Annotated in this window: 24 protein-coding genes and 1 pseudogene; 4 read left to right on the top strand and 21 right to left on the bottom strand. The window is 71.0% G+C overall.

Annotated features, from left to right (window positions below):
- Positions 1–8: 8 nt before the first annotated feature.
- Genes AB0J91_RS06215 through AB0J91_RS06205 form a run of 3 tightly spaced genes read right to left on the bottom strand, consistent with a single transcriptional unit; the run spans position 9 to position 2823 of the window.
- Complete coding sequence (locus AB0J91_RS06215; protein ID WP_363864685.1) at positions 9–797, bottom strand: ABC transporter ATP-binding protein; 789 nt, start codon at positions 795–797, stop codon at positions 9–11.
- Entirely contained in the window at positions 794–1597 is an 804-nt protein-coding gene (locus AB0J91_RS06210; protein WP_363864684.1) for an ABC transporter permease, read from the bottom strand. Before AB0J91_RS06210 ends, AB0J91_RS06215 begins: the two co-directional genes overlap by 4 nt.
- A 14-nt stretch (positions 1598–1611) precedes the next feature.
- Positions 1612–2823, bottom strand: a complete 1212-nt coding sequence (locus tag AB0J91_RS06205; protein ID WP_363864682.1) for an ROK family transcriptional regulator — start codon at positions 2821–2823, stop codon at positions 1612–1614.
- 165 nt (positions 2824–2988) lie between these two features.
- On the opposite strand from AB0J91_RS06205, the gene AB0J91_RS06200 reads away from it, so the two are divergent.
- Complete coding sequence (locus tag AB0J91_RS06200; RefSeq protein WP_363864680.1) at positions 2989–3561, top strand: dihydrofolate reductase family protein; 573 nt, start codon at positions 2989–2991, stop codon at positions 3559–3561.
- A gap of 39 nt (positions 3562–3600) precedes the next feature.
- Here AB0J91_RS06200 and AB0J91_RS06195 read toward each other — a convergent pair whose 3' ends face one another.
- From AB0J91_RS06195 to AB0J91_RS06135, 13 genes and pseudogenes are all read right to left on the bottom strand, one after another.
- Entirely contained in the window at positions 3601–5175 is a 1575-nt protein-coding gene (locus AB0J91_RS06195; protein ID WP_363864918.1) for a GMC oxidoreductase, read from the bottom strand.
- A 91-nt stretch (positions 5176–5266) separates the two neighbouring features.
- A complete protein-coding gene (locus tag AB0J91_RS06190; RefSeq protein WP_363787250.1) occupies positions 5267–5824 on the bottom strand; it encodes a TetR/AcrR family transcriptional regulator in 558 nt (185 codons plus the stop codon).
- A gap of 58 nt (positions 5825–5882) precedes the next feature.
- Positions 5883–7820 (bottom strand): PIG-L family deacetylase, encoded by a 1938-nt coding sequence (locus AB0J91_RS06185; protein WP_363864678.1) that lies wholly within the window; start codon positions 7818–7820, stop codon positions 5883–5885.
- Complete coding sequence (locus AB0J91_RS06180; RefSeq protein ID WP_363864676.1) at positions 7817–10051, bottom strand: hypothetical protein; 2235 nt, start codon at positions 10049–10051, stop codon at positions 7817–7819. The genes AB0J91_RS06185 and AB0J91_RS06180 overlap by 4 nt, the downstream gene beginning before the upstream one ends.
- The gene (locus tag AB0J91_RS06175) at positions 10048–10479 is read right to left on the bottom strand and encodes a GtrA family protein (RefSeq protein WP_363864674.1); all 432 of its coding nucleotides are present in this window, start codon (positions 10477–10479) and stop codon (positions 10048–10050) included. The genes AB0J91_RS06180 and AB0J91_RS06175 overlap by 4 nt, the downstream gene beginning before the upstream one ends.
- Entirely contained in the window at positions 10467–11510 is a 1044-nt protein-coding gene (locus tag AB0J91_RS06170; protein ID WP_363864672.1) for a glycosyltransferase family 2 protein, read from the bottom strand. Before AB0J91_RS06170 ends, AB0J91_RS06175 begins: the two co-directional genes overlap by 13 nt.
- 411 nt (positions 11511–11921) lie before the next feature.
- Positions 11922–13394, bottom strand: coding sequence for an FAD-binding protein (locus tag AB0J91_RS06165; protein WP_363864670.1), 1473 nt, complete (start codon positions 13392–13394; stop codon positions 11922–11924).
- A 120-nt stretch (positions 13395–13514) separates the two neighbouring features.
- Entirely contained in the window at positions 13515–13892 is a 378-nt protein-coding gene (locus AB0J91_RS06160; RefSeq protein WP_363787237.1) for a PH domain-containing protein, read from the bottom strand.
- A gap of 132 nt (positions 13893–14024) precedes the next feature.
- Entirely contained in the window at positions 14025–14507 is a 483-nt protein-coding gene (locus tag AB0J91_RS06155) for a hypothetical protein (RefSeq protein WP_363864668.1), read from the bottom strand.
- Between the two features lie 448 nt (positions 14508–14955).
- On the bottom strand, positions 14956–15780 hold the full coding sequence (locus AB0J91_RS06150) for a fumarylacetoacetate hydrolase family protein (protein ID WP_363864666.1): 825 nt from the start codon (positions 15778–15780) through the stop codon (positions 14956–14958).
- An 11-nt stretch (positions 15781–15791) separates the two neighbouring features.
- A complete protein-coding gene (gene gcl / locus AB0J91_RS06145; protein ID WP_363864664.1) occupies positions 15792–17567 on the bottom strand; it encodes a glyoxylate carboligase in 1776 nt (591 codons plus the stop codon).
- A gap of 24 nt (positions 17568–17591) precedes the next feature.
- Positions 17592–18479: pseudogene (locus AB0J91_RS06140) on the bottom strand (2-hydroxy-3-oxopropionate reductase); the annotation flags it as partial.
- Positions 18480–18503: 24 nt separating this feature from the next.
- Positions 18504–19316, bottom strand: coding sequence for a TIM barrel protein (locus AB0J91_RS06135; protein ID WP_363864662.1), 813 nt, complete (start codon positions 19314–19316; stop codon positions 18504–18506).
- Positions 19317–19446: 130 nt separating this feature from the next.
- Here AB0J91_RS06135 and AB0J91_RS06130 point away from each other — a divergent pair, with 130 nt between their 5' ends.
- The gene (locus tag AB0J91_RS06130; RefSeq protein ID WP_363864660.1) at positions 19447–20133 is read left to right on the top strand and encodes a dihydrofolate reductase family protein; all 687 of its coding nucleotides are present in this window, start codon (positions 19447–19449) and stop codon (positions 20131–20133) included.
- Here AB0J91_RS06130 and AB0J91_RS06125 read toward each other — a convergent pair.
- Positions 20114–20794, bottom strand: coding sequence for a CDP-alcohol phosphatidyltransferase family protein (locus tag AB0J91_RS06125; RefSeq protein ID WP_363864658.1), 681 nt, complete (start codon positions 20792–20794; stop codon positions 20114–20116). The two genes, AB0J91_RS06130 and AB0J91_RS06125, sit on opposite strands and share 20 nt — an antisense overlap.
- A 27-nt stretch (positions 20795–20821) precedes the next feature.
- Here AB0J91_RS06125 and AB0J91_RS06120 point away from each other — a divergent pair, with 27 nt between their 5' ends.
- Positions 20822–21793 carry a zinc-binding alcohol dehydrogenase gene (locus AB0J91_RS06120; protein ID WP_363864656.1) on the top strand — a complete coding sequence of 324 codons (972 nt, stop codon included), beginning with the start codon at positions 20822–20824 and terminating at the stop codon, positions 21791–21793.
- Positions 21780–22469, top strand: a complete 690-nt coding sequence (locus tag AB0J91_RS06115) for a creatininase family protein (protein WP_363864654.1) — start codon at positions 21780–21782, stop codon at positions 22467–22469. Before AB0J91_RS06120 ends, AB0J91_RS06115 begins: the two co-directional genes overlap by 14 nt.
- On the opposite strand, the gene AB0J91_RS06110 is transcribed toward AB0J91_RS06115, so the two are convergent.
- Genes AB0J91_RS06110 through AB0J91_RS06095 form a run of 4 tightly spaced genes read right to left on the bottom strand, consistent with a single transcriptional unit; the run spans position 22395 to position 25490 of the window.
- Positions 22395–23333, bottom strand: coding sequence for a lysylphosphatidylglycerol synthase transmembrane domain-containing protein (locus AB0J91_RS06110; protein ID WP_363864652.1), 939 nt, complete (start codon positions 23331–23333; stop codon positions 22395–22397). The genes AB0J91_RS06115 and AB0J91_RS06110 overlap by 75 nt on opposite strands.
- Entirely contained in the window at positions 23330–24103 is a 774-nt protein-coding gene (locus tag AB0J91_RS06105) for a methyltransferase domain-containing protein (protein WP_363864650.1), read from the bottom strand. Before AB0J91_RS06105 ends, AB0J91_RS06110 begins: the two co-directional genes overlap by 4 nt.
- On the bottom strand, positions 24100–25095 hold the full coding sequence (locus AB0J91_RS06100) for a glycosyltransferase family 4 protein (RefSeq protein WP_363864648.1): 996 nt from the start codon (positions 25093–25095) through the stop codon (positions 24100–24102). Before AB0J91_RS06100 ends, AB0J91_RS06105 begins: the two co-directional genes overlap by 4 nt.
- Positions 25092–25490: a 6-carboxytetrahydropterin synthase gene (locus AB0J91_RS06095; RefSeq protein ID WP_363864646.1), complete on the bottom strand. Its 399-nt coding sequence runs from the start codon at positions 25488–25490 to the stop codon at positions 25092–25094. The genes AB0J91_RS06100 and AB0J91_RS06095 overlap by 4 nt, the downstream gene beginning before the upstream one ends.
- Positions 25491–25559: the final 69 nt, after the last annotated feature.

The raw sequence follows: 25559 nt of genomic DNA, 5'->3' as shown, positions 1-25559 counted from the left end.
GCGTCCTCTCAGTCCCGCGCCGGGAGGGCGCGGTCGTTGTCCTGGTGGTAGACGGAGTTCCAGACCCGGTTGCGCAGCGCGGTGAACTCCGCGCTCAGCCGGACCTCTTCGGTGCGCGGGTGCGGCAGGTCGACCTCGACGACGTCGTAGATGCGGCCGGGCCGGGAGGCCATCACGATCACCCGGTCGGCCAGGTACACGGCCTCGTCGACGTCGTGTGTGATGAACAGGACCGTTCGGCGCTCCTGGTCCCACGCGCTGAGCAGCTGGTCCTGGAGCTTGACCCTGGTCAGCGCGTCGAGTGCCCCGAAGGGTTCGTCCATCAGCAGGATCGCGGGGTTCACGGCGTAGGCGCGGGCGATGGCGCAGCGCTGACGCATCCCGCCCGACAGCGCCTTGGGCAGCACGTCGGCGAAGTAGGTCAGCCCGACGACGTCGATGAAGTGCTCCGCGCGCGCCCGCCGCTCGTCCCGGGGCACGCCCGCGATCTTGAGGCCGAACTCGACGTTGCCGCGCACGGTCAGCCACGGGAACAGCGCGTACTGCTGGAAGATCACCCCGCGATCCGGCCCCGGGCCGGAGACCGGGACGCCGTCGACGAGGGCGCGTCCCGCGGTCGGTTCCTCCAGCCCGGCGAGGATGTTGAGCAGGGTGCTCTTGCCGCATCCGGAAGGGCCGACGACGGTGACGAACTCGTTGTCGGCGATCTCCAGGGACACGTCGTCGAGCGCCACGAGCCGATCGCGGCCGAGGTCGAACGACTTGGTCACGCCGTCCAGGGCGATCTTGGGGTTCACCGCTGCTCCTGCCATCCGGTCAGCTTGCGTTCGGCGAGCAGCAGCAGCCGGTCCATGGCCAGGCCGAGGACGCCGATGGTGATCAGGCTGACGAAGATCGTCGGTAGGTCGTAGTACAGCTGGGCGTTCTGCATCCGGAAGCCGAGACCTTCTTGCGCGGCGATGAGCTCGGCCGCGACCACCGTCGCCCACGCCGATCCGAGGCCGACGCGCATGCCGACGAGGATGAACGGCGCGGACGCCGGCACCACGACCTTGCCGAAGATCGTCGCGTCACCGGCGCCCAGCACCCGCGCGGCGTTGATCAGCGTCGGATCCACCGTGACCACTCCCTGCAGCGTCGAGATGACGCAGGCCAGGAACGCGGCCAGGAAGATCACGAAGATCTTCGGGACCTCGCCGATGCCCATCAGCACGATCGCCAGCGGGATGATGGCCAGCGGCGGGATGGTGCGGAAGAACTGCACCCACGGCTCGGCCAGCGCGCGCACCGGCCGGTACCAGCCCATCAGGAAGCCCATCACGACCGCCAGCGCGGTGCCCAGCGCGAACCCGGCCAACACCCGCCCGAGGCTGGCCGCCGTGTCGTCGAGCAGGGTTCCGTCGGCGGCCATCTCGACCGCCCTGGCCGCGACCTCGGGCGGTGCCGGGATCTTGACGCCCAGCGCCGCCAGCGACCACCACACCCCGATGCCGAGCAGGATCGAGGCGGCGTTGAGCACCAGTGGTGCGCTGCGCCGGCGCGGCGCGGGCCCCGGGTCGGCCTTCGGCGCGGCATCGCGCTCGCTGAGAACTGCCATGGTCGGGGACTCCTTCAGGCCGGAAGAGCGCGGATAGGCGCCGGTTCCGGGTAGTCGGCGAGCAGGGGTGAGCTGCGGAAGAGCGCGGCCAGCGCCCCGGTGGCGCCGTCGTCGTCGGCGAGCCGCGCGCAGCGGAAGGCCGGTTTCGCGGCGACCCACGGGAACAGCTCGGCGCCGACGGTGTCGCTGGTCTGCTCGACGATCACCGGTGCCCGCCGGGCGATGTCGCCGCCGATCACGACCTCGGCCGGGTTGAACACCATCGCCACCGCCCCCACGGCCCGCCCCAGCGCACGAGCCGCGTCGCGCAGCACCTGCTCGACGGCGGAATCGGCGGAGCTCGCCAGCTCGTCGAGGGAATCGACGTCGGCACCGCGTTGCCTGCAGGCGGCCAGCATCGCCGGAACCGAGGCGACCGTCTCCAGGCAGCCGTCCTTGCCGCAGCGGCAACGGGCACCACCGGGGACGACGGTGACGTGGCCGAGTTCGCCTGCCAGGCCGGTGGCGCCGGGCACGAGCCGCCCGCCGATCACCAGGGCGCCGCCGACGCCGTCGGACAGGCGCACGTAGAGCACGTTCTCGGCGCTGGCGTCACCCGCGAGCGCTTCGGCCAGCGCCGCGAGGCGGGTGTTGTTGTCCACCATCACCGGAGCGCCGAAGCGCTCGGCGAAGGAGACGTCGACGTCGTCGCGCGCGGCGGCGAACCCCGGGCCGAACGCACCTTCCGGGGCGTGCGGGGCCGACGAGCGCGGATGCGGCCCGGTGACGCCGATGCCGATTCCCTGCAAGGCCCGGAAGTGCACGCCCCGCTCGGCGCTGAGGCGGTCGACGAGCTCGAAGGCGGTCTCTATGCGCTCCGGCCACCCGGTGCTGTCGTCGTAGGTCTGACGCCCGGAAGCCAGGATCTCGTGGGCGGCGTCGGCGATGGCCACGTGCACCCGGCGGTGCCCGAAGTCCACGCCCAGGAACTGCCCGGAGTTGGGGTCCAGCGCGAGCCGCTCGGCGGGCCGGCCGCTTCCCGCCCGCGACGCCGCATCGGTGTCGACCACGACGACGGCGCCGTGTCGCAGCAGGTCACGGGTGATCTCCGAGATGGTGGTGCGGGACAGTCCCACAGCCCTGGCGATCTCACCGCGGCTCAGCGCACCCCGCTCGCGGAGCGCGCGCAGCACCCGCTCCTGGTGGGTGTGCCGCACCAGCGCGTGCGCCTCGCCTGGCAATCGCATGTCGGACATGCTCGAACGACTCCATTTTTCCGGCAAGGGTCCGACAGAATCGTTCTGCGGAGTGGAACTCGCCCCGCTGAGCTGCACGAGCGCCCCGACAGATGAGTTTCGGCCCGGCCGGGAGTCCACACGTGCAGACATTCGAGATCAAGGAGAGTTCTTCAGATGCGCACCCTCATCAGCTCGGCTTTCGTCTCGCTCGACGGCGTCGTGGAGGCGCCCGGTGGCGAGCCCGGTTACCGCAACTCGGGATGGACCTTCAACCATTTCGAGTTCCTGCCGGAGGCGTTCGAGATCAAGGGCCGGGAGCAGCAGGAGGCCACCGCGATGCTGCTGGGCCGGGTCAGCTACGAGGCGTTCAGCCCGGTCTGGCCGTCGATGGAGGACTTCGCCGAGTACAAGGACATGCCCAAGTACGTGGTGACCACCGAGCTCACCGACGACGCGCTGGTCACTGACTGGGGACCGACCACGATCCTGCGTTCGGTGGACGAGGTCGCCGCGCTCAAGGAGACCGAGGGCGGGCCGATCATCATGCACGGCAGCGCGACCCTCAACCGCGAGCTCTCCGACGCCGGGCTCATCGACCGCTACCACCTGCTGGTCTTCCCGCTCCTGCTCGGCGCGGGCAAGCGCCTGTTCAGCAGCACCGACAAGGACGCCCAGAAGCTCCGGCTCGTCGAGCACGAGGTCTACTCCAACGGCATCCAGAAGAACGTCTTCGACGTCGTGCGCTGAAGACCGGTGGGCTCGGCCGGAGCCGAGCCCACCGGAGCTTCAGCGGATGCGGACGTCCTCGGCCAGCACGCGAGCGATGTTGCGCTCCGCGAGGGCCGTGATGGTGACGAACGGGTTGACGCCGGTGCTCCCCGGGATGAGGGAGCCGTCGGTGACGTAGAGGTTGCGGTACCCCTTGACCCGGCCGTAGAGGTCGGTGGCCTCGCCCAGGACGAGCCCGCCCAGCGGGTGGTAGGTGAACCGGTTCTCGAAGGCCCTGGTGTCGCCGAACAGGTCGTAGCGGTAGCTGGTGCCGTTGACCGAGTTGATCCGGTCGAAAAGCTGCTTGGCCGCGTCGATCGACGGCTGCCCCTGCTCCTCGCGCCACTGCAGGACGGCGCGGTCGGATCCGGGGTCGTAGCGGAACGAGCCGCGCTCCGGGTTGCGGGTGATCGCCAGGTACAGGCTGGCCCACGTCTCCAGACCGGCCGGAACCGGCGCGATTTCGGCGAACACCGGGTTCACCGGGTCTTCCCACGCGTCGATGCCCAGCGCCGGCATCCCCGATTCGAGCGGTCCGACCAGGTCCTGCATGTGGTTGGCGCGGCCGAGCATCACGTTGCCGTTGGTGCCCCAGCCCTCGCCGACGGCGTCGCCGAGGTTCGGCAGCTTGCCGGTGTCGCGGGCGCGCACCAGCAGTTCGGTCGACCCGAGGCTGCCCGCGCCGAGGAACAGGTAGTCGGTGGTGAGCTGGCGGACGTCGAGCACGTTGCCCAGCTCGTCGATCCGGCGCACCGACAGCGCGTAGCTGCCGTCCTGCTGCTGGGCGATGTCGCGGACCTCGCTCAGCGTCTGGATGGTGACGTTGCCGGTGCCCAGGGCCGCGGCGAGGTAGGTCTGGTCCAGCGAGCGCTTGCCGTGGTTGTTGCCGTAGATGACCTCCGACGCCAGCGCCGAGCGCGGCACCAGGCCGTCCTCCTCGCGCCGCATGTAGTCGAAGTCGTAGACGCTGGGCACGAACGTCGTCTTGTACCCGGCTTCGTGGGCGGCGGCGCGGGAAACGCGCGCGAACTGGTAGGAATCGCAGGTCTCGAACCAGTCCTGGTCGATGTGGTTGGTGCCGAGCATCGAGTTGGCCAGCGGGAAGTACCTGCCGTACATCTCATCGGCGTCGACCTCGGGCAGGATCTCCTCGAAGTACCAGCGCTTCGGGGTCACCGCCATCGCGCCGTTGACCAGCGAGCCGCCGCCGACGCCGCGCCCGACGTAGACCGACATGTCGCCGTGGTTGACGCGGTCGAGGACGCCCGCGTAGGGCTCGATGTCGCGGTTGGCGATGTCCAGCCACAGGAACGAGGCGAGCGGCGCTTCGGTGCGGTTCTTGAACCACATCGCCCGGCGGTCGGGGGCCAGCATGTCGGAGAAGATCTTGCCGTCCTCGGCCGGGGTGTTCCACAACCGGCCCATCTCCAGCATCACGGTGGGCACGCCCGCCGCGCCCAGTCGCAGCGCGGTGACCGCGGCGCCGTATCCGGTTCCGATGACCACCGCCGGGGAGTGCTCGGCGGCCTGGGCGGAGTGTCTTGTCGAGATGGTGGTCAGCCCGAGCGCTGAGGCGGAACCGAGGGCGGCCATGCCCATGAAGCGGCGGCGGGAGGTTGGAACGCGCACACCGGCCCTTTCTGTCGTTGACGCAGCCTTACAACTGTTGTCAACGATGTAAAGGTCAGGAAGTGACGCCCAACCCGGGAACGAGACGCCGGTGCAGGTAGGCGCGCAGCTTGGAGTCCGACCGCGATCGCTCGCTCTCGAACTGCACGAGCGAGACCAGCCATCGCAGGCAGGTCTCGGCGATCTCCTCCAGCTCCTCCTCCAACTCCGGCTGGAACTCCAGCAGCGGCAGCAGGAACGAGCGCGACAGCTCCAACGCCCCAGGACCGACCGCGTCACCGTCGAAGAGGATCGTGCCGCGCTGCGGGAAGGCGATCGGCGCCAGCGCGGGACTGCTGCGGAACTCCGAGCGCGCCGCGACCATGACCTCCACGACGTAGTCGGCGGCCGACGACGCCTCCTCGCGCGCCCGCTCTATCACCCGTGAGATCACCTGGACGGCAGCGGCTTCCAGCGCCTCGGCGACGAGCTGGTCCAGGGTCCCGAAGTGCGCGTAGATCGTCGGGCGGGACAGGCCGGAGAGCCGGGCGACCGAGCTGATCGAAAGACCCTCGTAGCCCGCGGTCGCCATCCGCTGGATCGCCGCGTCGACGATCCTCGTGTGGACATCCATCCCGGTAGTATCCGACGCCCGGATTCGCCGGGTGCTCCTGGTCGGTCCGGTTCGCCGGTCAGTCCGCCGCCGCGACCGAAGCCGCGGGCTGGACCACGGCAGGACGCCAGCCCGCGAACCGGAGACCGCCCGAGCCCTGCGCACCGGTGTTGACCACCAGCCCGCCGTCGAATCCTATGCCGATGAGCGTGATGGCGCCGTTGTGCTCGACGACCACGGCCGGGTGATCGGTGACCGCTCCGCCCACATCGGTCCACCCGGCTCCGGCCCGATCCGCGACGTGGACGTGTCCCCCACCGTCGCGAGCCACCCGGACGAGGTCCGCGAAGCCGCGCGGACCCGGCCCGGCCGCGACCGGATCACCGATCCCACCCGGTCCGGGCGACGTCGCCGGGGCGTCCCGCCAGCCGTGCGGGGTGAGCGTCCGCTCGACCAGCTCACCGTTCCGATCCGTGCGCACCAGCAGCCGGATCAAGCCGTCGCGGTCGCGCTCGGCCAGCGCGCCCGCGGGCCGGGCCGGACCGATCGGCACCACCTCGGCACCCGCTGCTCCGGCCCGCGGAAGCCGCCAGTGCAGCACCTGGCCGCGCGTGGCGGCGAACACGTGCTGCACACCGCCGTCGGGGACGATCGAGACGCCGTCCTGGACGTCGGCACCACCGAGATCGGTCCACGGTTCCCACCGCAGGCTCGCCGGCGAGAGCTCCCGGCGGATGCTGACCGCACCGGCGGCGTTCTTCACCGCCAGCACGATGCGGCCATCGGCGTCCACGGCCGCGGCGGGCGGACCGTTCTGAGCCGGGTCGACCGCGCCGGGGGCGTCCACCACTTCCCAACGCCGGGGCCAGTTGCCCGACCTGTCCGACCGCAGGATCAGGATTCGCGCACCGTCCTCGCTCTGGGCCACCAACACCGGCTGCCCCCGATCCTCGCCCAGCAACGAGACCTGCGGACGGAGCGGTTCCGGGTGCGGCATCGGCTCCGGGCCGCTCCAGACCCCCTGCGGAGTGCGCGTCCATCGCACGAGGCCGTGCGCTCGCACCGAGAACGCCTGCACCGCACCACCTTCGCTTCGGGCGGCCCAGCGCCCTCGGCGCGGCCACCGGTAGGCGCTGTTGTCGCTCCAGCTCCGGTAGATGGCGCCATGGGCGAACACGTCGTGAGGCACGTACGCGGCGAAGGCCTCGCGAGTCGTGCCCTTGTCCTCATCGGACAGACCCGAGGGGGTGTCGGCGACGTTGTAGTCGCGGTAGGTCACCACCACCGGTGAGAGGGCGCGCGGCCGGTGCGCGGCGAGCGCCTCCTTGGCCAGCGCCGCGCCCGCCACGTGGTCCGGGTGGTTGTTCACCCCGACCCAGTTGGCCTGGTAGCGCCCGTCGGGATGGTCGTCCTGCAGGCGCACCACGGTGGGCTGGAAGGCGTCGAACAGCGCGGTCATGGACTCGACCACCGCACGCCGATCGAACGGCTGCGGGTGCTGCACCGCCGCACCCGCCGGGACGGTCGTGGTGACGGTGAGCGCCGGGTCGCGCCGCAGCCTGGACAACGCGTGCGGCCCCTGCTGCGGGTTGGCGTCTTCCGGCAGGTTCAGGAACACCAGCTTGACATCGGGATCCGCGCGCAGCGCGTCGACCTCGGCCAGGCGCCCGTTCCCCACCGGCATCGTGCCGCGCAGCCACTCGTTGGGCTTGCGGGCCATCTGCGCGTAGGCGGCCCGAGTGCCCTCCTGCCTCGCCGCGCCGTAGCCGGCCTGGTCCGGTACGGCCGCCTCGCCCGCGGTGAGGTAGATGCCGGTCGTGGGGTTTCCGCTGCGCAGCCCCTCCGCCAGGTCCGGGTTCATGAACAGCAGATCGTCGTCGGGGTGCGCGGTCACCTGCGCGAAGTGCGCCTGCGGGGGCGGCGGCTCGGGCGCCACCGCACCGCGTTGCGGTGGCGCCTCGCAGGAGGCCACGAGCACGAGCGAGACCGCGAGGCCGAACGCGATCCTCCTGCTCATCGAGGCGCTCCCGCGGGTTCCCGGCGACGTCCCACGGCCTGCTGGATCCCGACTCCCGCGGCGAGCACCGCGCCACCCGCCGCGGCCGCCAACCCCAGGCGCATGCCCGGTGGCGTCCAGACGAGCTCCAACCGGCCCGGCCCGGGTCGCTCTTCCGGCAGCGCGACCTCCAGCAGGCCGGCGGGTCCGGCGTGAGCGGGGATCTCGGAGCCGTTCCACTTCGCGGTGTAACCGGGCCAGGCGATCCTCGCGAAGACCAACCGCCCGGCACCTCCCCCTGTTCGGCGGACGTCGACGCCTTCGGTACCCGGCCCGTCGGAGACGTCGGAGACCACGCGCAGGTGCGGCGAGGCCCAGCTGAGGTGTCCCGTTCCCGCCGAGGCCGGTTCATCCCGCCGCATGACGCTGATCCGGGGGTTCCGCTCGGCGAGGTGCCAGCCCTCCGGCACCACCGGTCGCGGGACGATCTCGTGCTGGACGGCGACCGTGTCCAGCAGGAGCAGGTCCGCGAGCCGGACGTCCGCGCCGGCCGGAGGACGCCACAGCGCGTCGTAGGCCGCCGGGCACGACGATCCGTCGTAGCCCAGGCACAGCACATCGGTGAACGCGCGGAAACCGATTCCGGTGTACGACCCGACGCTGTCCACATCGGACAGGAGGAAGGCGTTGCCCATGACCATGTCGCGCCACATCTCCCGCGACCCGTCGCCCGGTACCCGGTCGTTGAGCGCGGTGTCGGCGATCTGCAGCACCCGCCCCTCGTACCGCTCGGCGTAGTTCTCCCGCATCTGCTTCGGTGAGCTCGGGAAGTAGTACTGCAGGTCGGCGCCACCACCGATGAACCACAGGCACTGCGCGCAGAAGGTGAGCGCAGTGCCCACCTGCAGCACCACGACCAGCGGTCCGGTCCCGCGGGCGCGGTAGACCGCCAGCGCCGCGGCGATCAGCAGCCCGATCAGGGCAGCGATGAGCACCGCACGGCCCAGCGCCACCGACCCCGGAGAGCGCACGGCGCTGAAATGCACCGCCAGCAGCAGGAAAGCGACCGTGGCAGCCCCGCGAGCACGCGGGCGATCCAGCCGCAGCCCAGCGGCCAGCACCACCGCCAGCACCACCGCGAGGGCGAGGTAGCCGTAGTGCACCACCCGCAGCGGCCAGCGGAACATCCACACCTCGGACGGCCCGAGGGCGACCAGCAGGTACACGACCGCGATCGTCAGGGGTCCGGCGAGCTCGCGCCAACGGCGGCGCACCACCGACCAGTCGCACCAGAACGCCAGCGGGACCGCGAACCAGCAGAAGTACACCGCGGGCACGCCCACACCGGGAATGGCGGGGACGTAGGTCGGCATGCTGAGGTTGAGCAGGTCGTCCAGGTGCGGCGCGAGCGCTCCGCTGTCGTGGACGCCGCCCGAGGTGGTGCGCCAGGTCGTGTGCGCGGTGCGCACCAGCGGCAGGTACACCAGCGGTACGACCGCCCCGATCGCGGCCGACACCAGCACGAGCCGGCTGACACCCGCCCACCGCCGTTGCAACCCGGCCTCGACCAGCAACGCCGCGAGGACCACGCACACGCCGAGCAGGGCGTAGGGGTTTCCCGCCGTCACCGCGAGCGCGCCGAGGACGAAGACCCAGAAGGCGTTGGTGCGACCGCGAACCATGCGGCGCGCGGCCAGCCAGACGAGCGGAACCCACACGAACGCCAGCAGCGCGGCGGGCCACTTCGCGGCGTCGAAGTGCAGCAGGGACCCGGTCAGCGGCAACGCGGTGGCGAGCGCGCTGGCCGACCAGCGGGCGGCCCCGTACTCGCGGCACAGCAGGTAGCAGCCCAGCGCGACCGCCACGAGCGCGAAGGTCCGCACGACGATGCCGGCGATCCCCACGTCCCCGGCGAGCGAGACCCCCACCCACACGAGGGCGTTGAACGGGCTCCAGACGCCGAACAACGTCTCGGCGGCGACGTTCCCGCCCATCAGCAGGTCCGGGTCCAGCACCGGCGGCCAGATCCCGTTCCGAACCTGCTGCCCCAGGTGGTACCACATGGGCAGGACCTGGGTGGCCGAGTCGTCGGCGTAGTAGAACCAGCCCGGACGCAGGACCGGCAGCTGCGCCAGGACGGCCACGAGCAGGCAGGTGATCAACGGCGCCGACACCCGGCCGGCGCTGCGAGCCACGTCGGGCTCGCGGAGTTCCGCGTTCTCGCCCGGCGCGGCCACGAGAACTCGTGTCACGACATCCTCCCCATCGGCAACGACTCACCGGGGCCCGGGCGGAGCGGGCGCTTCCGGGAGGTCAGGATCAGGCGGCTCACGAGGTACGTGGCCGGGGTGGCCACCAGACCGCCGAGCACGGTGGCCAGCAGCGGGTGGACGCCGACCAACTCGACCAGCAGAAACATCGCCCCGGCGCTGAGGCCGAGGTTGACGCAGTTCGACGCCGGGTACAGCAGGAACGTCCGCAGCCGCGGCCGGACGCGGAAGGTGAACCGGCAGTTGAGCGCGTAGGACACCGACATCGCCGCGATCGTGGCGATGACGTGGGCGACCAGGTATCCCACGAGCAGCCACGTCGCGAGGTAGACCAGGTAGTGCACGACCGTGTTCACAGCCCCCACCACCACGAAGCGCGCGAACTTGCCGCTTTCGTTCAGTGCGCGCACTGCTGCCCTCCGCTGCCCGCCCCGGGTTCGGAGACCAGCGAGCTGTCGGAGGGGCGGCGGGGCGTGATCACCCGCGGGGCGCTGTGCCCGCCTTCCAGCGCAGGTCGCGCAACCGGTCCGCCTGACTCCTTGATGAAGTACGGCGGCCGCTTCTTCGACTCGAGGTAGATGCGGCCGACGTACTCGCCGATCACGCCCAGCAGCAGCAGCTGCATCCCGCCGAACCCGGTGATCCCCACCATCAGCGTCGCGTACCCCGGAACACCGGGGTAACCGGCCAACGCGCGGACGATCACGTAGATGGCGTACACGAAGGCCAGCAGCGTGACCGCCCCGCCGACGTACACCGCCGCGCGGAGCGGTTTGCTGTTGAACGAGACCACGCCGTCGATCCCGTAGTTGACGAGCTTGCCGAAGCTGAAGCAGGACCGGTCGTACTTGCGGGTGACGTTGCGGTACGGCACGGTCGCGGTCTGGAAACCCAGCCAGGCGAACAGGCCCTTGGAGAACCGGTTGCTCTCGGGCATGGCCAGCATCGCGTCGGCCGCCCGGCGGGAGAGCACCCGGAAGTCGCCCACCCCGTCTTCGAGCGGGACGTCCGCGAGCCTGTTCACCCCGATGTAGTACAGCTTCGACAGCAGCGATCTGACCAGCGGTTCCCCGTGCCGGTCGCGGCGTGCGACGACCTGGTCGTTGCCGGAATCGAGCAGCTTGAGCATGTCCGCGATCAGCCACACCGGGTGCTGCAGATCGGCGTCCATGAGCAGGACGCGGTCGCCGGTCGCCTCGCGAATCCCGGCGAGCATGGCCGCTTCCTTGCCGAAGTTGCGGCTCAGCGACAGGTACCGGTAGCGCGGGTCCAAGCCGCTCAGCCGGCGGGCCTCCTCGAGAGTCCGGTCGGTGCTGCCGTCATCGACGAGCACGACCTCGTACCGGTCCACGAGCGCGGGCAGCACCGCGTTGAGCTCATCGCGGAGCTCCTCCAAACCGCGCTCCTCGTTGAAGCACGGAATAACCACAGAAAGATCCATAATCGCACTCGCGCCTGGTTGGGAAATCGGAAATGATCTGTTCGAAGATCGATCAACCGAAAGGCTCGACCAAGCCGGCGCGAAGAATGTGAAAAACAATCCGCGAGCACCGGCCGAACTCGCGCTCCGGCTTTTCCCGCGAATCGCTCTCACGTCCGAGCGGTGCGCAAGATCGTCCGAACCCGTTTCGACGGACGATCTTTCGCCTGTCCGAGCCCCTCCGCGCCACACCTCCCGGACCGCGACACCCGCAGCCGGGCGTTCCCACCCGGCAAACCGGAACGCAGTTCGCGAAAATAACTCAAGAATCGATTTCGATCAGTCACGACCGACGTTAGGGGAAACGAATTCAGGACGCACAATACCGCGCCGAACGCTCACTCCTTAGCGTGGAATCGGCGGTCGACGCCTTCAGCCCCGCGCGGCCGCGGAGGTGGCGCTGCGGCCGGCACGACGGCCGAAGTAGGAGGCCTCACCGAGCTGGACGCCGGAGGCGTAGCCCTTGCCGTCGATGGCGATGTTGGACGCGCAGGCCCCCGCCGCGAAGACGCCGCGCACGACCGAACCGTCCTCGCGGAGCAGTTCGCCGTCGACCGTGACCCGCAGACCTCCGCAGGAGAAGCCGGCGTAGAAGCACTTCCCGGGCGTGAGGTCGTAGGCCCCCCACGGGCCTCGGTTCAGCGGAACCAGGTGCTCGGGCGCCTTGTGGAACTCGGGGTCCTCGCCGCGCGCGGCGGCCTCGTCGTAGGCCGCCATGGACTCGGCCAGCGCACCCGCGGGAATGCCGAGCCCCTGCTCCATCTCCTCGATGGTGTCCCAGCCGTCGATCAGCGGCTGGAACCGGTAAGCGGGTTCGACCATGGTGGCCGAGTCGAGGATCAGGTACGCGACCCGTCCGGGCTGTTCGAAGACGTGGGCGGAAGTGCGGGAGTGGTAGGAGTCCTCGTTGACGAAGCGCTTGCCGAGCTTGTTGACCACGATGCCGCGCAGCGCTTCGCCCGGCGGGTAGAATGGACCGGTCACGAAGACCTTGTCCAGGTGGTCGGCGACGCCGCCCACGGATTGGCCCATGCGGATCCCGAAGCCGTCGTCGTGCGGGTTGCCCAGCGCCATGCCGTTGCTCTCGACGGCCAGCAGGTCGGGCGCGTGGGCCTCGAGCATCTCGCGGTTGAGCACGAAGCCACCGGCCGCGATGATGACCGAACCGGCCTTGATCGCACCGACGCCGCCGTCGAGGTTCTTCCAGGTGGCGCCGACGATGTCGGTGCCGTCGACGATCAGCGCCGTCGCGCCGGTCTCCCAGCGCACCTCGACGCCCCGGGAATCGAGCGCGTCCAAGGCCAGACCGACGACCAAGGCGGCACCTCCGGTGTCGCCCGGCACCGGAACCTTGTGCCCGCGCGGTGCCGCCTTCACCACCGCCTCGACGTCGAGGCACTTCTCGTTCCCGGTGAAGCTCAACCCCTCGGTGCCCGGCTGCACGACCGCCTTGCCCGGGTAGAACTCGCGCTCGAACTCGAACCCGAGCGACTCCAGCCACCGGAAGTGCTCCACGCTGCCCTCGGCGTAGGCGCGGATCTTGGCCGGATCGCACTCGGGCGACATCAGGGCCAGGTAGTCCGCCATCGCCTCGGCGGAGTCGTCCCACCCGGTCGCGCGCTGGACCTCGGTGCCACCCCCGAGGTAGAAGTGCCCACCGGCCATCGCACTGGTGCAGGTCAGCCGCCCTCCGGCGTCGATGACCAGGACCCTCGCCCCCGATTCGCGGGCTTCGAGCGCCGCGCTCACACCGGCCATGCCGGCGCCGACCACGAGGACGTCGACTTCGTCGGAGAAGGTGTCAACCGACTCGACCGACACCGGATCAGGGATGTCCACGCCCATGAACCCACCCGCCGTTAGAACTCGTTACACCCGAGAGCTGCGCACCTGCAAAGCAGGATCAAGCGCAGACTGTAACACGTTCTAGGTTTGTCCAGAAGGTCGGCGGACGACCCCGGTGGATCAGCGCGCGACGAAAGTGCTCAGCAGGGCCTGCACCTCGTAGACGTCGACGCCCTTGCCGAACTGCTGCGACACCGGCTCAGCGGTGCTGGAGATCCAGATCTTGAGCTCGGCGTCGAGGTCGAAAGTGCCTGCGGTCTCGACGGAGAAGTGGGTGATGCTGCGGTACGGGATCGAGTGGTACTCGGTCTTCCGTCCGGTCACGCCTTGCTTGTCGACGAGGATCAGGCGCCGATCGGTGAAGATCAGCGAGTCGCGGATCAGCTGGTAGGCGGCGTGGATCTGCTCGTCCTGCGCCAGCAGCCGCCCGAACTCCTTCGCCGCCGCCCGGGGGTCGATCCCCGAGGCGTTTCCCATCATTCCGCCGAACAGACCCATGCCCCGCCCCTCGTTGACGATCTCTCCCGACCACCGTACCGAAGCTCGGCGGGGCCGGACCGAACCGCGGGCGCACACGCGAACGCCGGTCGGTCCGCGGATTCCGCGGACCGACCGGCGTCGTGGAGAAGATCAGCCGGTGACGGCCACGTGGCCTTCGGTCGCCTCGGGCGCCGGGGCCGTGGGCAGCTCTTCGGCGTCCTCGACCTCGTCGGAGTGCGACGGCGGCTGGTGCGCCGGCGGCTCGTGCGACGGGGGCTGGTGTCCCGGCGGCTCGTGCCCAGGAGGCTCATGTCCCGGAGGCTGGTGCCCGGGCGGCTCGTGCGACGGCGGTTCGTCGGTCGGCGGCTCTTCGGTGTCCGGCTTCTCCGGGTGGTCGACGATCGGTGCGTTGACGCACTCGACGTTCTGCGGCGAAGCGATCGGCGCCACCGCGCCCAGCACCGCGACGTTGTTGCCGCACAGCTGAACCGGCAGCACGCTGAGGTTGTTGTCGTTACCGAGGTTGACGCCGTCGTTGTCGGTGCTGTCGGCGGACGCGGGCGTCCCGATCAGCATTCCGGCGCCCAGGGCGAGAACCGCTGTCCAGTAGGCGGTTTCACGGAAAGTGCGCACCGCTACCCCACTTTCTCCAGTGGACACGCCCGAAACCCGGTCACGTTTCCACGAACGGTCTGAGATCAAATGCGGAGCGAACGCTAGCCCCGTCCCAGCAGTACCGCCACACGAGCGGATCAGCACCGGGCACAAGGACATTTCGCCTGACCTGCGACGATGCGGAAAAAGGAAGCAAAACACCCAGCGAACCATCCACTTGATCACCCGTTGGAGCTTCGTTGATCACCTGGCCGAGCGATGGAGATCGACCCTGAAAACACGGTCCGCGCCGACACCATCACGCTCCCAGGTCACGCAACCGAAGCGGAACACTCCTGAGTTCGGGGAGTTCGGGGAGTTCGGCGTTCGCACGGCGTTGGACGCGGCGGAATCCGGTTGAGGTGGTGGGTGCTCCCGAGGCGGGAGGATTGCGCCCGGCAGTGCGCTGGCCTCCCGCCTCGGGCCCCTATCCCCGCACCGTGGTGCGCTGGCGCCCGAGGTGCTGGACCTCGATGTCGACCACGTCGCGAGGACGGAGGTACGGGCGCGGCTCCGGGTGCAGAGCCGCGACTCCGGCCGGGGTTCCGGTGAGCACCAGATCCCCCGGCTGCAGCGTCATCAGGCCGCTGAGGTGCGACAACAGCTCAGCGACACCGAAGACCATGTCAGCCGTGCGGCCCCGCTGGCGGTGGGTCCCGTTCACCAGCAGGTCCAGGCGCAGTGCTTGCGGATCGGGGATCTCGTCGGCGGTGACCAGCCACGGGCCCAGCGGGCTGAAGGTGTCGTGGCACTTGCCGCGCACCCACGTCGGCCCGCTCTGGAGCTGCGCCCGCTCGGTGACGTCGTTGGCCGCGACGTAGCCGGCCACCGAGCGCAGCGCCTCCGCCGGGTCCGGGCAGGAGCGCAGCCGGGTGCCGATCACGACTCCCAGCTCCACCTCCCAGTCGGTGTGCGTGCTGCCGGGCGGCAGCACGATCTCGTCGTTCGGGCCGGTGATCCCGCTGCTGGGTTTGAGGAACACGATCGGCTCCGCCGGGGGTTCGGCTCCCGCGGCCGCGGCGTGGCACCGGTAGTTCAAGCCGATGCCCACGACCTTGCCCGGTGGCGCGATCGGCGGACCGAAGCGCGTCGCGGACAGCTCCGGAAGCGCCTCACGACCCGCGTCGATGGCCGCGAGGCGTTCGGGATCGGCCAGCAGGTCCCCGTCGATGTCGTGGGCGAACCCGGACACGTCGCGGACCAGGCCCGCAGCGTCCAACACCCCCGGCCGCTCGGCACCGGGTTCGCCCACCCTGACCAGTCTCACGACCGGCCCGCCACCGCGGTCGGAGCGTCGGCGCCGGACTCGGCCAGCGCCTCGAACTCGTTGACCGCGTCGATCTCGGTGCCCATCGACACGTTGGTGACCCGCTCGACCACGACCTCCACCACCACCGGGACCCGGTGTTCGGCGACGAGCTTCTTGGCCTGCTCCAACGCGTCGAAGATGCCCTCGGACTCAAAAACCCGCAGCGCCTTGCAGCCGAGCCCTTCGACGACCTTGACGTGGTCGACGCCGTAGCCCGCGAGTTCCGGCGCGTTGATGTTGTCGAAGGACAGCTGCACGCAGTAGTCCATGTCGAACCCGCGCTGCGCCTGCCGGATCAGCCCGAGGTAGGCGTTGTTGATCAGCACGTGCACGAACGGGATGCTGAACTGCGCGCCGACCGCGAGCTCCTCCACCAGGAACTGGAAGTCGTAGTCGCCCGAGACCGCGACCACTGTGGACTCCGGGTCGGCGGTGGCCACGCCGATGGCGGCGGGCACCGTCCAGCCCAGCGGACCGGCCTGACCCGCGTTGATCCAGTGGCGCGGCCGGTAGACGTGCAGCATCTGCGCGGCCTGGATCTGCGAGAGCCCGATCGTGGAGACGTAGCGGGTGTCGGGTCCGAACGCGCGGTTCATCTCCTGGTACACCCGCTGCGGTTTGATCGGTGCGACGTCGAAGTCGGTCTTGCGCAGCAGCTCCGCCTTGCGGTCCTGGCACTCCCGGCTCCACTCGCCGCGATCGGCGAGCCTGCCCTGCTGCCGCCATTCGCGCGCGACCTCGACGAAGACCTCCAGCGCGGCGCGGGCGTCGGACACGATGCCGTAGTCCGGCGCGAAGACCCGTCCGATCTGGGTGGGTTCGACGTCGACGTGGACGAAGGTCCGGCCCTTGCGGTAGGTGTCGAGACCTCCGGTGTGCCGGTTGGCCCAGCGGTTGCCGATGCCGAGCACGAAGTCCGACGCGAGCATCGTCGCGTTGCCGTAGCGGTGCGCGGTCTGCAGGCCGACCATGCCGGCCGCCAGCGGGTGGTCGTCGGGGATGGTGCCCCAGCCCATCAGCGTGGGCACGACCGGAACGCCCAGCGTCTCGGCGAACTCCACCAGCAGGTCCGAGGCGTCGGCGTTGATGACGCCGCCACCGGCGACGATCAGCGGCCGCTCCGCGGAGTTGAGCATCTCCAGCGCGTGCTCGACCTGCGCGCGGGTCGCTGCCGGTGTGGCGACCGGCAGCGGCTCGTAGGTGTCGATGTCGAACTCGATCTCCGCAAGCTGCACGTCCAGCGGGAGGTCGAGGAGCACGGGACCGGGCCTGCCCGACCGCATCAGCTGGAAGGCCTTCTGGAACGCGCCAGGGACCTGGGCCGGTTCCAGCACGGTCACCGCCCACTTGGTGACGGGCTGGGCCACCGCCTGGATGTCGACCGCCTGGAAGTCCTCCTTGTGCAGCTTGGCGACCGGCGCCTGGCCGGTGATGGCCAGGATCGGGATCGAGTCGGCCGAAGCGGAGTACAGCCCGGTGATCATGTCGGTGCCCGCCGGCCCCGAGGTGCCGACGCAGACGCCGATGTTGCCCGCTTCGGTCCGCGTGTAGCCCTCGGCCATGTGCGAGGCGGCCTCGACGTGGCGGGCGAGCACGTGGCGGATGCCGCCGTGCTTCTTCATGGCGCTGTAGAACGGGTTGATCGCGGCGCCGGGCAGCCCGAAGGTCTGCGTGGCGCCCTCCTTCTCCAGGATGAGGGCGGCGGCGTCGACGGTGCGCATGCGCGTCATGTTCGTCCTCGTTTCGGCTGGTGGTCAGGTGTCGCTGAGACCGGAGAGTCGTTCGACGCCGCGCAGCAGCGCGGAGTGGTCGAGCCCGCCGTCACCGTTGGCGCGAGCGGAGGCCATCAGCTGCGCGAGCAGCGAGCCCAGCGGCACGACGGCACCGGATTCGCGGGCGGCGGCGGTGACGATGCCCAGGTCCTTGTGGTGGAGGTCGATGCGGAAACCGGGGGCGAAGCTGCGGTCGAGCATGTTCCGCCGCTTCTGCTCCAGCACCGCCGACCCGGCGAGCCCGCCGCCGAGGACTTCCAGCGCGGCTTCGGTGTCCACGCCGTAGGACTCGACGAACACCACGGCTTCCGCCAGCGCCTGGATGTTCGAGGCCACGATGAGCTGGTTGGCGGCCTTGACGGTCTGACCGGCACCGCTCGGCCCGACGTGCACGACGGTCTTGCCGACGTGGTCGAAGACCTCCGCCGCGGCGGCGAAGTCCTCCTCGGAGCCACCGACCATGATGGACAGCGCCGCGTTCTTCGCACCGGCCTCACCGCCGGAGACCGGGGCGTCGAGCAGCCGGAACCCCTTCTCGGCGGCCGTGCCGGCGAGCTCGATGGTGACGTCTGGGCGGATGCTGGAGAAGTCGATGATCAGCGCGTCGGGCTTGGCGTTGGCGAAGACCCCGCTCTCACCGGTGAGCACGTCGCGCACGTCGGGGCTGTCGGGGACCATCACGCAGACGATCTCGGCGCCCGCGACGGCCTCGGCGATCGAGCCGGCCGCGCTCCCGCCGGCCTCCTTGAGCGGGCCGTACTTGTCGGGCGTGAGGTTGTAACCGGTCACGTCGTGGCCGGCGTTGGCGAGGTGCACGGCCATGGGGCTGCCCATGACTCCCAGGCCGATGAACGCGATCGAGCTCATGCTTGCTTCCTCCTCGGATCTCTTGGTTCAGCTGCGGCGTTCGCGCGGGAGCCAGTCGAAGGGGCCCGCCTGGCCGCTCGCCTTGTACTCCAGGCCGACCCAGCCGCGGTAGCCGCCGCGTTCGAGCGCGGCGAGCTGCTGCTGCAGCGGCAGCGATCCCGTGCCGGGTTCGTTGCGGCCCGGGTGGTCGGCGATCTGCACGTGCGCGATGCGGTCGACGTGGTCGGCGATGACCTGGTCCACGTCGTCGCCGTTGACCGCCAGGTGGTAGAGGTCGGCGAGCAGCCCGAGGTTGGTCACCCCGGCGGTGTCCCGTACCCGGTCGATGACCGCGAGCGCGTCGGCGGCGGTGCGCAGCGGGTAGGGCTGCGGGCCGCTGACCGGCTCGACCAGCACCGTTCCGCCGATGCGGGCGGCGGACTTCGCGGCGAGCGCGAGGTTCTCCACGGCCAGGCCGTCCTGCTCCTCGGTGGAGGCGTCGTCGACGCGGTTGCCGTAGAGGGCGTTGAAGGCGGTGCAGCCCAGGCGTTCGCCGATCTCGACCGTGACGTCGACGTTGTCGCGGAACTCCTGGCTGCGCGCCGGCCACGAGACGAGCCCGCGGTCGCCGCCGGGCATGTTCCCGGCGAAGAAGTTGAGCCCGACCAGCCGCACTCCCGCGTCCTCGACGGCGCGGACGAAGGCGTCGACGTCGCGCTGCGCGGGCACCGCGGTGTCGAACGGCCACCAGAACTCGACGGCGTCGAAGCCGGCTTCCTTCGCGGCGGCCGGTCGCTCCAGCAGCGGCAGGTCGGTGAGCAGGATCGAGCAGTTGACCTCGTAGGGCAGTGCGTGACTCATCGCGACCGTCCTATTTCCGTATCGTGGATCTTTGTTTCCGTTCCACAGAATAGTGGCGGCCATCACCGGCTCTTGTCAACACTTTGTTTAAGGGAGTCGAGTCCGATCACGACTGGGTACCGTGGCGGACGTGTCGCGCCCGTACGTTCTGCTCAGCGTCGCCGTCAGCGCGGACGGCTACATCGACGACGTCGACCCGCAGCGGTTCCCGCTGTCCAACGCGACCGACTTCGACCACGTCGACCAGGTGCGCGCCGAGTCCGACGCGATCCTGTTGGGCGCGGGCACGGTGCGCCGGGACGACCCGCGACTGCTCGTCCGCAGCCCCCGCCGGTGCGCCGAACGGACCGCGCGCGGCCTGCCGGAGCACCCGCTGAAGGTCGTCGTGTCCGGCAGCGGCGACCTCGACCCCGCCTCGCGCCTGTGGCAGCGCGGCGGCGACAAGCTCGTCTACACCACCGACGACGGTGCGCGGGCGGCGCGCGACTCCGTGGGCGAACTGGCCGAAATCGCTTCCCTGGGAGCGGAAATCGACTTCGCCGCGCTCGTCGACGACCTCGCCGACCGGGGCGTCGAGCAGCTCATGGTCGAGGGCGGGACCTGCATCCACACCGAGTTCCTCAAAGCCGGCCTGGCGGACGAGATCCGGATGGCGATCGCGCCGATGCTCATCGGACAGGCCGGAGCGCCGCGATTCCTCAACCCGGACAGCTTTCCCGGCGGCCCGGCACGCCGCTTCCACCTCGAAGACGTGATCCGGCTCGGCGATGTCGCCGTGCTGCGCTACTTCCCGAAGATCACGTCCGAGAACGGCTGAGCCACAGCACGTCTCGTCCGAAAGACCACACGAGGGCCAGCAGCGCGCAGGCGACCAGCTCGCCCGCGTGCGGGACGATCCCCGACGACGCCGCGACGAGCACGATCCCCTGCACCGCGGCCACGGCCTTGCGGGCGGGGCTCGGCGGCAGCTCCCCGCGAAGCCGCGGCAGCACCCACGACGCGGCCACGAACAGGTAGCGCATCAGCCCGATCGACAGCACCCACGCCCCGAACGCCACGGCGACGTGCGCGCTGAGCACCAGGATGAGGAACGCGTCGACCTCCATGTCCAGTCGCGCCCCGAACACCGACGCCGTGCCGGTGCGCCTGGCCAACCGGCCGTCGAGGAAATCGCTGATCAGCGCGAGGACGCCGAGGGTGACGATGATCGCCGGCCCCGCCCCGTCGACCACCAGCGCGGCGATCACCGCGGTCAGCGCGGCCCGCACGAGCGTGATGCGGTCGGCCGGGCCGAGCGAGGTCCGGTCGTGCCGCCGCATCGAGCGGCGCAGCAGCACCAGGGTGACGACCGCGCAGCCGATCCCGGCACCCCAACCGGCCGGTCCCAGACCGGTGCTCGCGGCGACCGCGCCGAGCGCCCCCACCTGGACGGCCGCCCACGTCAGGTGCTCGACTGTGTTGCGGTGGAGTTCGATCATCGCCACTCTGGTTCTCGGAGGTCGTCCATGGCAGAGGCCACGCGAGCATTGTGGGTCACGGCGGAGGGCGAGTGCGAGATCCGGCGCTCCGCGCTCCCGGAGCGTTCGCCGGATCAGGTGCAGGTGCGCACCCTGCACTCGGCGATCAGCAGGGGCACCGAAAGCCTCGTGCTGCGCGGGCGAATCCCCGAGTCCCAGCACCAGCGGATGCGGGCGCCGTTCCAGGAGGGCGATTTCCCGTGGCCGGTCAAGTACGGCTACCTCAACGTCGGCGTGGTCGAACGCGGGCCGGTCGAGCTGGAAGGCCGCACCGTGTTCTGCCTGTACCCGCACCAGACCCGTTACGTGGTGCCCGCCGACGCGGTCACCGTCGTGCCCCCGCAGGTCCCGCCCGAGCGGGCCGTGCTCGCCGGGACCGTGGAGACCGCCGTCAACGCCGCGTGGGACGCGGCCCCGCTGGTTGGTGACCGGATCGCGGTCGTCGGTGGCGGGATGGTCGGGTGCGCCGTGGCCGCCATCCTCGCCCGCGTCCCCGGCGTGCGGGCGCAGCTGGTCGACGTCGACCCCGCCCGCGAGACGACCGCGCGCGCCCTCGGCGTCGACTTCGCCATCCCAGAACACGCCCGCGAGGAGTGCGATCTCGTCGTGCACGCCAGCGGCGACCGGCGGGGCCTGGTGCGCTCGCTGGAACTGCTCGCACAGGAGGGTCGCGTCGTCGAGCTGAGCTGGTACGGGGACGCGGAGGTGGGCTTGCCGCTGGGCGAGTTCTTCCACTCCCGGCGGCTCACGATCCGCAGCAGCCAGGTGGGCGTGGTCGCGCATCCGCGCCGCGGTCACGCCGAGCGGATGTCGTTGGCGCTGGACCTGCTCGCCGATCCGTCCTTCGACGCGCTGATCACCGGTGTGAGCTCCTTCGACGACCTGCCCGAACTGCTCTCGGGTGAGCTTCCGGCGCTGTGCCACCGGGTTGACTACCGTGCGGGTCATGCTCGTCCGTGACACGACCGACGACGTGCGCGACCGGCGAGCCGATGTCGCGGTGCTGCCGATCGGCAGCCTCGAACAGCACGGCTCGCACCTGCCGCTGGTGACCGACACCGTCATCGCCTGCACCATCGCCCGGGAGGTCGCCGCCGCCCACCCCGTGCAGCTGCTGTCGCCGGTGACGATCTCGTGCTCGCAGGAGCACGCCGCCTGGCCGGGAACCGTGAGCATCTCCGCGAGCACGCTGCACCTGGTGGTCACCGACGTGTTCGAGTCGCTGCGGCGCTCGGGCGTGCCGAAGCTGGTGCTGATCAACGGCCACGGCGGGAACTACGTGCTGTCCAACGTCGTCCAGGAGGCCGGTGGGGACATGGCGCTGTTCCCGGCGGCGCGCGACTGGGACGAGGTGAGGGCGGCCGCCGGCGTCGAGACACCGGCGCGCAGCGACATGCACGCGGGCGAGGTGGAGACCTCGATCCTGCTGCACGCCCAACCCGACCTGGTCCGTCCCGGTTACGAGTCGGGCGATCACCTCGCCGACGACCGCAGGCACCTGCTCACGACCGGGATGCCGCACTACTCGGAGTCGGGCGTCATCGGCAGGCCGTCGCTGGCCTCAGCGAGCAAGGGCCGAGACCTGCTCGCCGGTCTCGTCGCGGCGTTCGGCGACCACCTGGCGGCGCTCGGCTGAACGGCCGACCAGCACGAACACGCCGGGCAGCGCGGCGATCACCGCCAGCACCCCGTAGGCGACCGAGGTCGCCAGGCCCTGCGCCGGGTCCCACCCGGTGGCGGCGAAGGCGACCGCCAGGAACGCTTCCCTCGGTCCCCAGCCGCCGACGTTGATCGGCAGCGCCATCACCAGCAGCGCGAGCACCAGCAGCGGCAGCAGGGTCGCGACCGGGACGTCCGCGCCCGCGACCCGCGCGGCGACCAGGAACAGCGCCAGGTGCCCGGCGACGGTCGCGACCGAGGAGACCGCGACCGGTGTCAGGGCCCGCCGGGTCAGCACCCCGCGACGCGCGTCGCGCCAGAACGTCACGGCCGCGCGGCGCACCGCCGGGACGAGCAGGCTCAGGCCCGCCGCCACCACCGCGACGACCAGCCCCGGAGCGAGCGCGAACGGCAGCGCCGGACCGGTCAGCAGCACGACGGCCGCGACGGTGATGAGAGCGATCTGCCCGGCGCAGCGTTCGAGCACGACGGCGCGAACACCACCGCCGAGGTCTCCGGAGCGGTGCCCGTGGCTGACCGCGCGGTGCACGTCTCCCAGCACCCCGGCGGGCAGCAGGGCGTTGAGCAGCAGGGCGCGGTAGTAGTCGGCGACCGCGGTGCGCAGCGAGAGCCGCAGTCCGAGACCGCGCGCGACCACGCACCACCGCCACGCGCTGCACACCGTGGTGGCCAACCCGATGGCCAGCGCCGCGAGCGCGGTCGTGACGTCGATGGCGCGCAGCCCGTCGAGGAAGGCGTCGGTGCCCAACCGCCACGCCAGCAGCGCGAGGATCCCGGCCGCGACGAGCACGCGCAGCCAGGGCCACAGCCGGCGGATCATGCGCGCTCCCCCGGAATCGCGAGCAGGTCGGCGTGGTGGACCAGGACCCGCAGGTCACCGGATCGCCGCCGCAGGTAGTCGGGTGCCGCCGCGGCCAGTTCGGGTTCCTGCTCGCAGGCCGCGCCGACCCAGCCGCGCAGCCACTCCTCGGCCAACGGGCCGGGGCCGAGCCGCCAGGGGCTCGGGCGGGTGAGCACCCGCGCGCCGAGGTCCTCGAACGCCGCGACGGCGGCGGGCACCGCGTCGGGCCCGAGCAGATGGCGGCGTTGGTGCTGGTTGAACGCCGCTTCGAACCGCGCGTCCAGCGGCTCCGGCGGCTCGAAATCGACGCGCCCGACCACGGTGAGTGTCAGCAGGGCTGGGCAGCGGGCTTCGACGCAGGCGGCGGCCAGCGAGCGGACCTCGCCCTCGGTGAGCACGTCGAGCAGCGCGGAGGCGGTGACCAGCGATGTTCCGGCCAGGTCTGTTGCGCGCAGTCCGGCGAGCTCGGCTCGTCGGGTTTCGACGGTGACGTCCTCGGTGGCCAAGGCTGCTTCGGCGAGCGCGAGGAGCCGCGGATCGCGGTCGTGCAGGACCCAGTGCTGCGGGCGGTGGAGCCGCCCGGCCAGCCACCGCCCCATCGAACCGGTGCCGCACCCCAGGTCGCGGATCACCAGCCGGGAGGCCGGCAGCGACTCGCGGAGAGGTCCCAGCAGTTCCGCTGCGCGGGCCTCGGCATCAGCGCGTTCGCGGAGTGCCAGCCACTCCGGGGCGAAACCGGCGGCGGTCATGCTTCAAGGCTAGTCAGCGCGGCGGCCAGCTGCCGCGCGGTCGCCTCCCAGGTCGGCAGCTGATCGCGGCGGCGCAGCGCCGACTCGCGGAGCCGGGACCGGAAGTCCGGGTCGTCGGACCAGCGCCGCAGGGCGTCGGCGAGGGCCGCGGTGTTTCCGGGCGGCAGGAGCAGGCCGCCGTCGCCGAGCGCGTCCGGGACGGCGCTGGCGATCACCGGGATCCCGCGTGCCAGGGCTTCGGTGACGGCCATGCCGTAGGTCTCGGCGAGGGAGGGCTGCACGAGCAGGTCGGCGGAGGCGTAGGCGTCGGCGAGCTCCGCGCCGGCCAGCGGGCCGCGCCAGCGGATCCCCGCGTGGTGCTCGATCAGCCGCCGCACGCGATCGGGATCGCGGGCCGGGCCGACGAAGTCGCAGGTCAGCGGGAGGTCTGCGAGGGCTTCGACCAGCAGGTCGTGGCCCTTGCGCGGTGTCAGCGAACCGACGCACAGCAGTCGCGACACCCCGTCGGTTCCGGGCGCGAGCGCTGCGGGTTCGGTGCCCGGAGTCGCGGTGCGGACGCGGCGAAGACCGTGGTGGCGGGCGATCCGCTGCGCGGCCTGCGGGCTCGTGGCGATGACGAGGTCGGCCGCGCGCAGCGTCGCGCGCTCGGCGGTGTCGAGTCGCGCAGCGGTTGCCGGGTCCAGCCCGGTCTCGTCGGCCAGCGGCAGGTGCACCAGGACCGCCGTGCGCAGCCGGTCGGCGCGGGACCCGATGATCTCGGGAACGCCGCAGGCCACGAGCCCGTCGAGAAGCACCGCTCCCCCGTCCGGCACCGCTGCGAGCACGTCGGCCAACCGGTCGCGCGCGTCGTCGTCGGGCTGCGGCCAGGTCCCCGCGAGCGCGGTCGCGCGCACGTCGAAGCCCAGTGCCGCCAGGCCCTCGGTGGCGTGGCGGTCGTAGACGTTGCCACCGCTGGGCCGGTCGTCGGCGGGGACGACGAAGTGGACCCTCACAGCGCGCGTTCGTAACCGGCCCAGGCCACGTGCGATTCGTGCAGCGCGACGCGCAGTCCGCTGAGCCCGCGCGCGGATTCGCCGAGAGCTCCCTCGTGGACGCGGTCGGCGAGGCGATCGGCGATGACCTTCGCCAGGAACTCCGTCGAGGTGTTGACCCCGGCGAACTCCGGTTCCTCGTCGAGGTTGCGGTAGTTCAGCCCGGCCAGCACCTCGCCGAGCTGCTCGGTGGCGCGTCCGATGTCGACGACGATGTTGTCGGCGTCCAGCTCGTCGCGGGTGAACGTCGCGTCCACGACGAACGTCGCGCCGTGCAGGCGTTGCGCGGGTCCGAAGACCTCGCCCCGGAAGCTGTGGGCGATCATCACGTGGTCACGAACCGTGACGGTGAACAAAGGTGACCTCCGGTGGTCTGCCGGTTACTGTCGAGACTTCGACCGAGCGTAAACACAGCTGGACGAGGT

The sequence above is a fragment of the Saccharopolyspora sp. NPDC049357 genome, from assembly GCF_040677225.1.
Classification (GTDB): domain Bacteria; phylum Actinomycetota; class Actinomycetes; order Mycobacteriales; family Pseudonocardiaceae; genus Saccharopolyspora.
The sequence above is the reverse complement of the archived record's forward strand: the minus strand, read 5'-3'. Positions and strand labels throughout refer to the sequence as shown.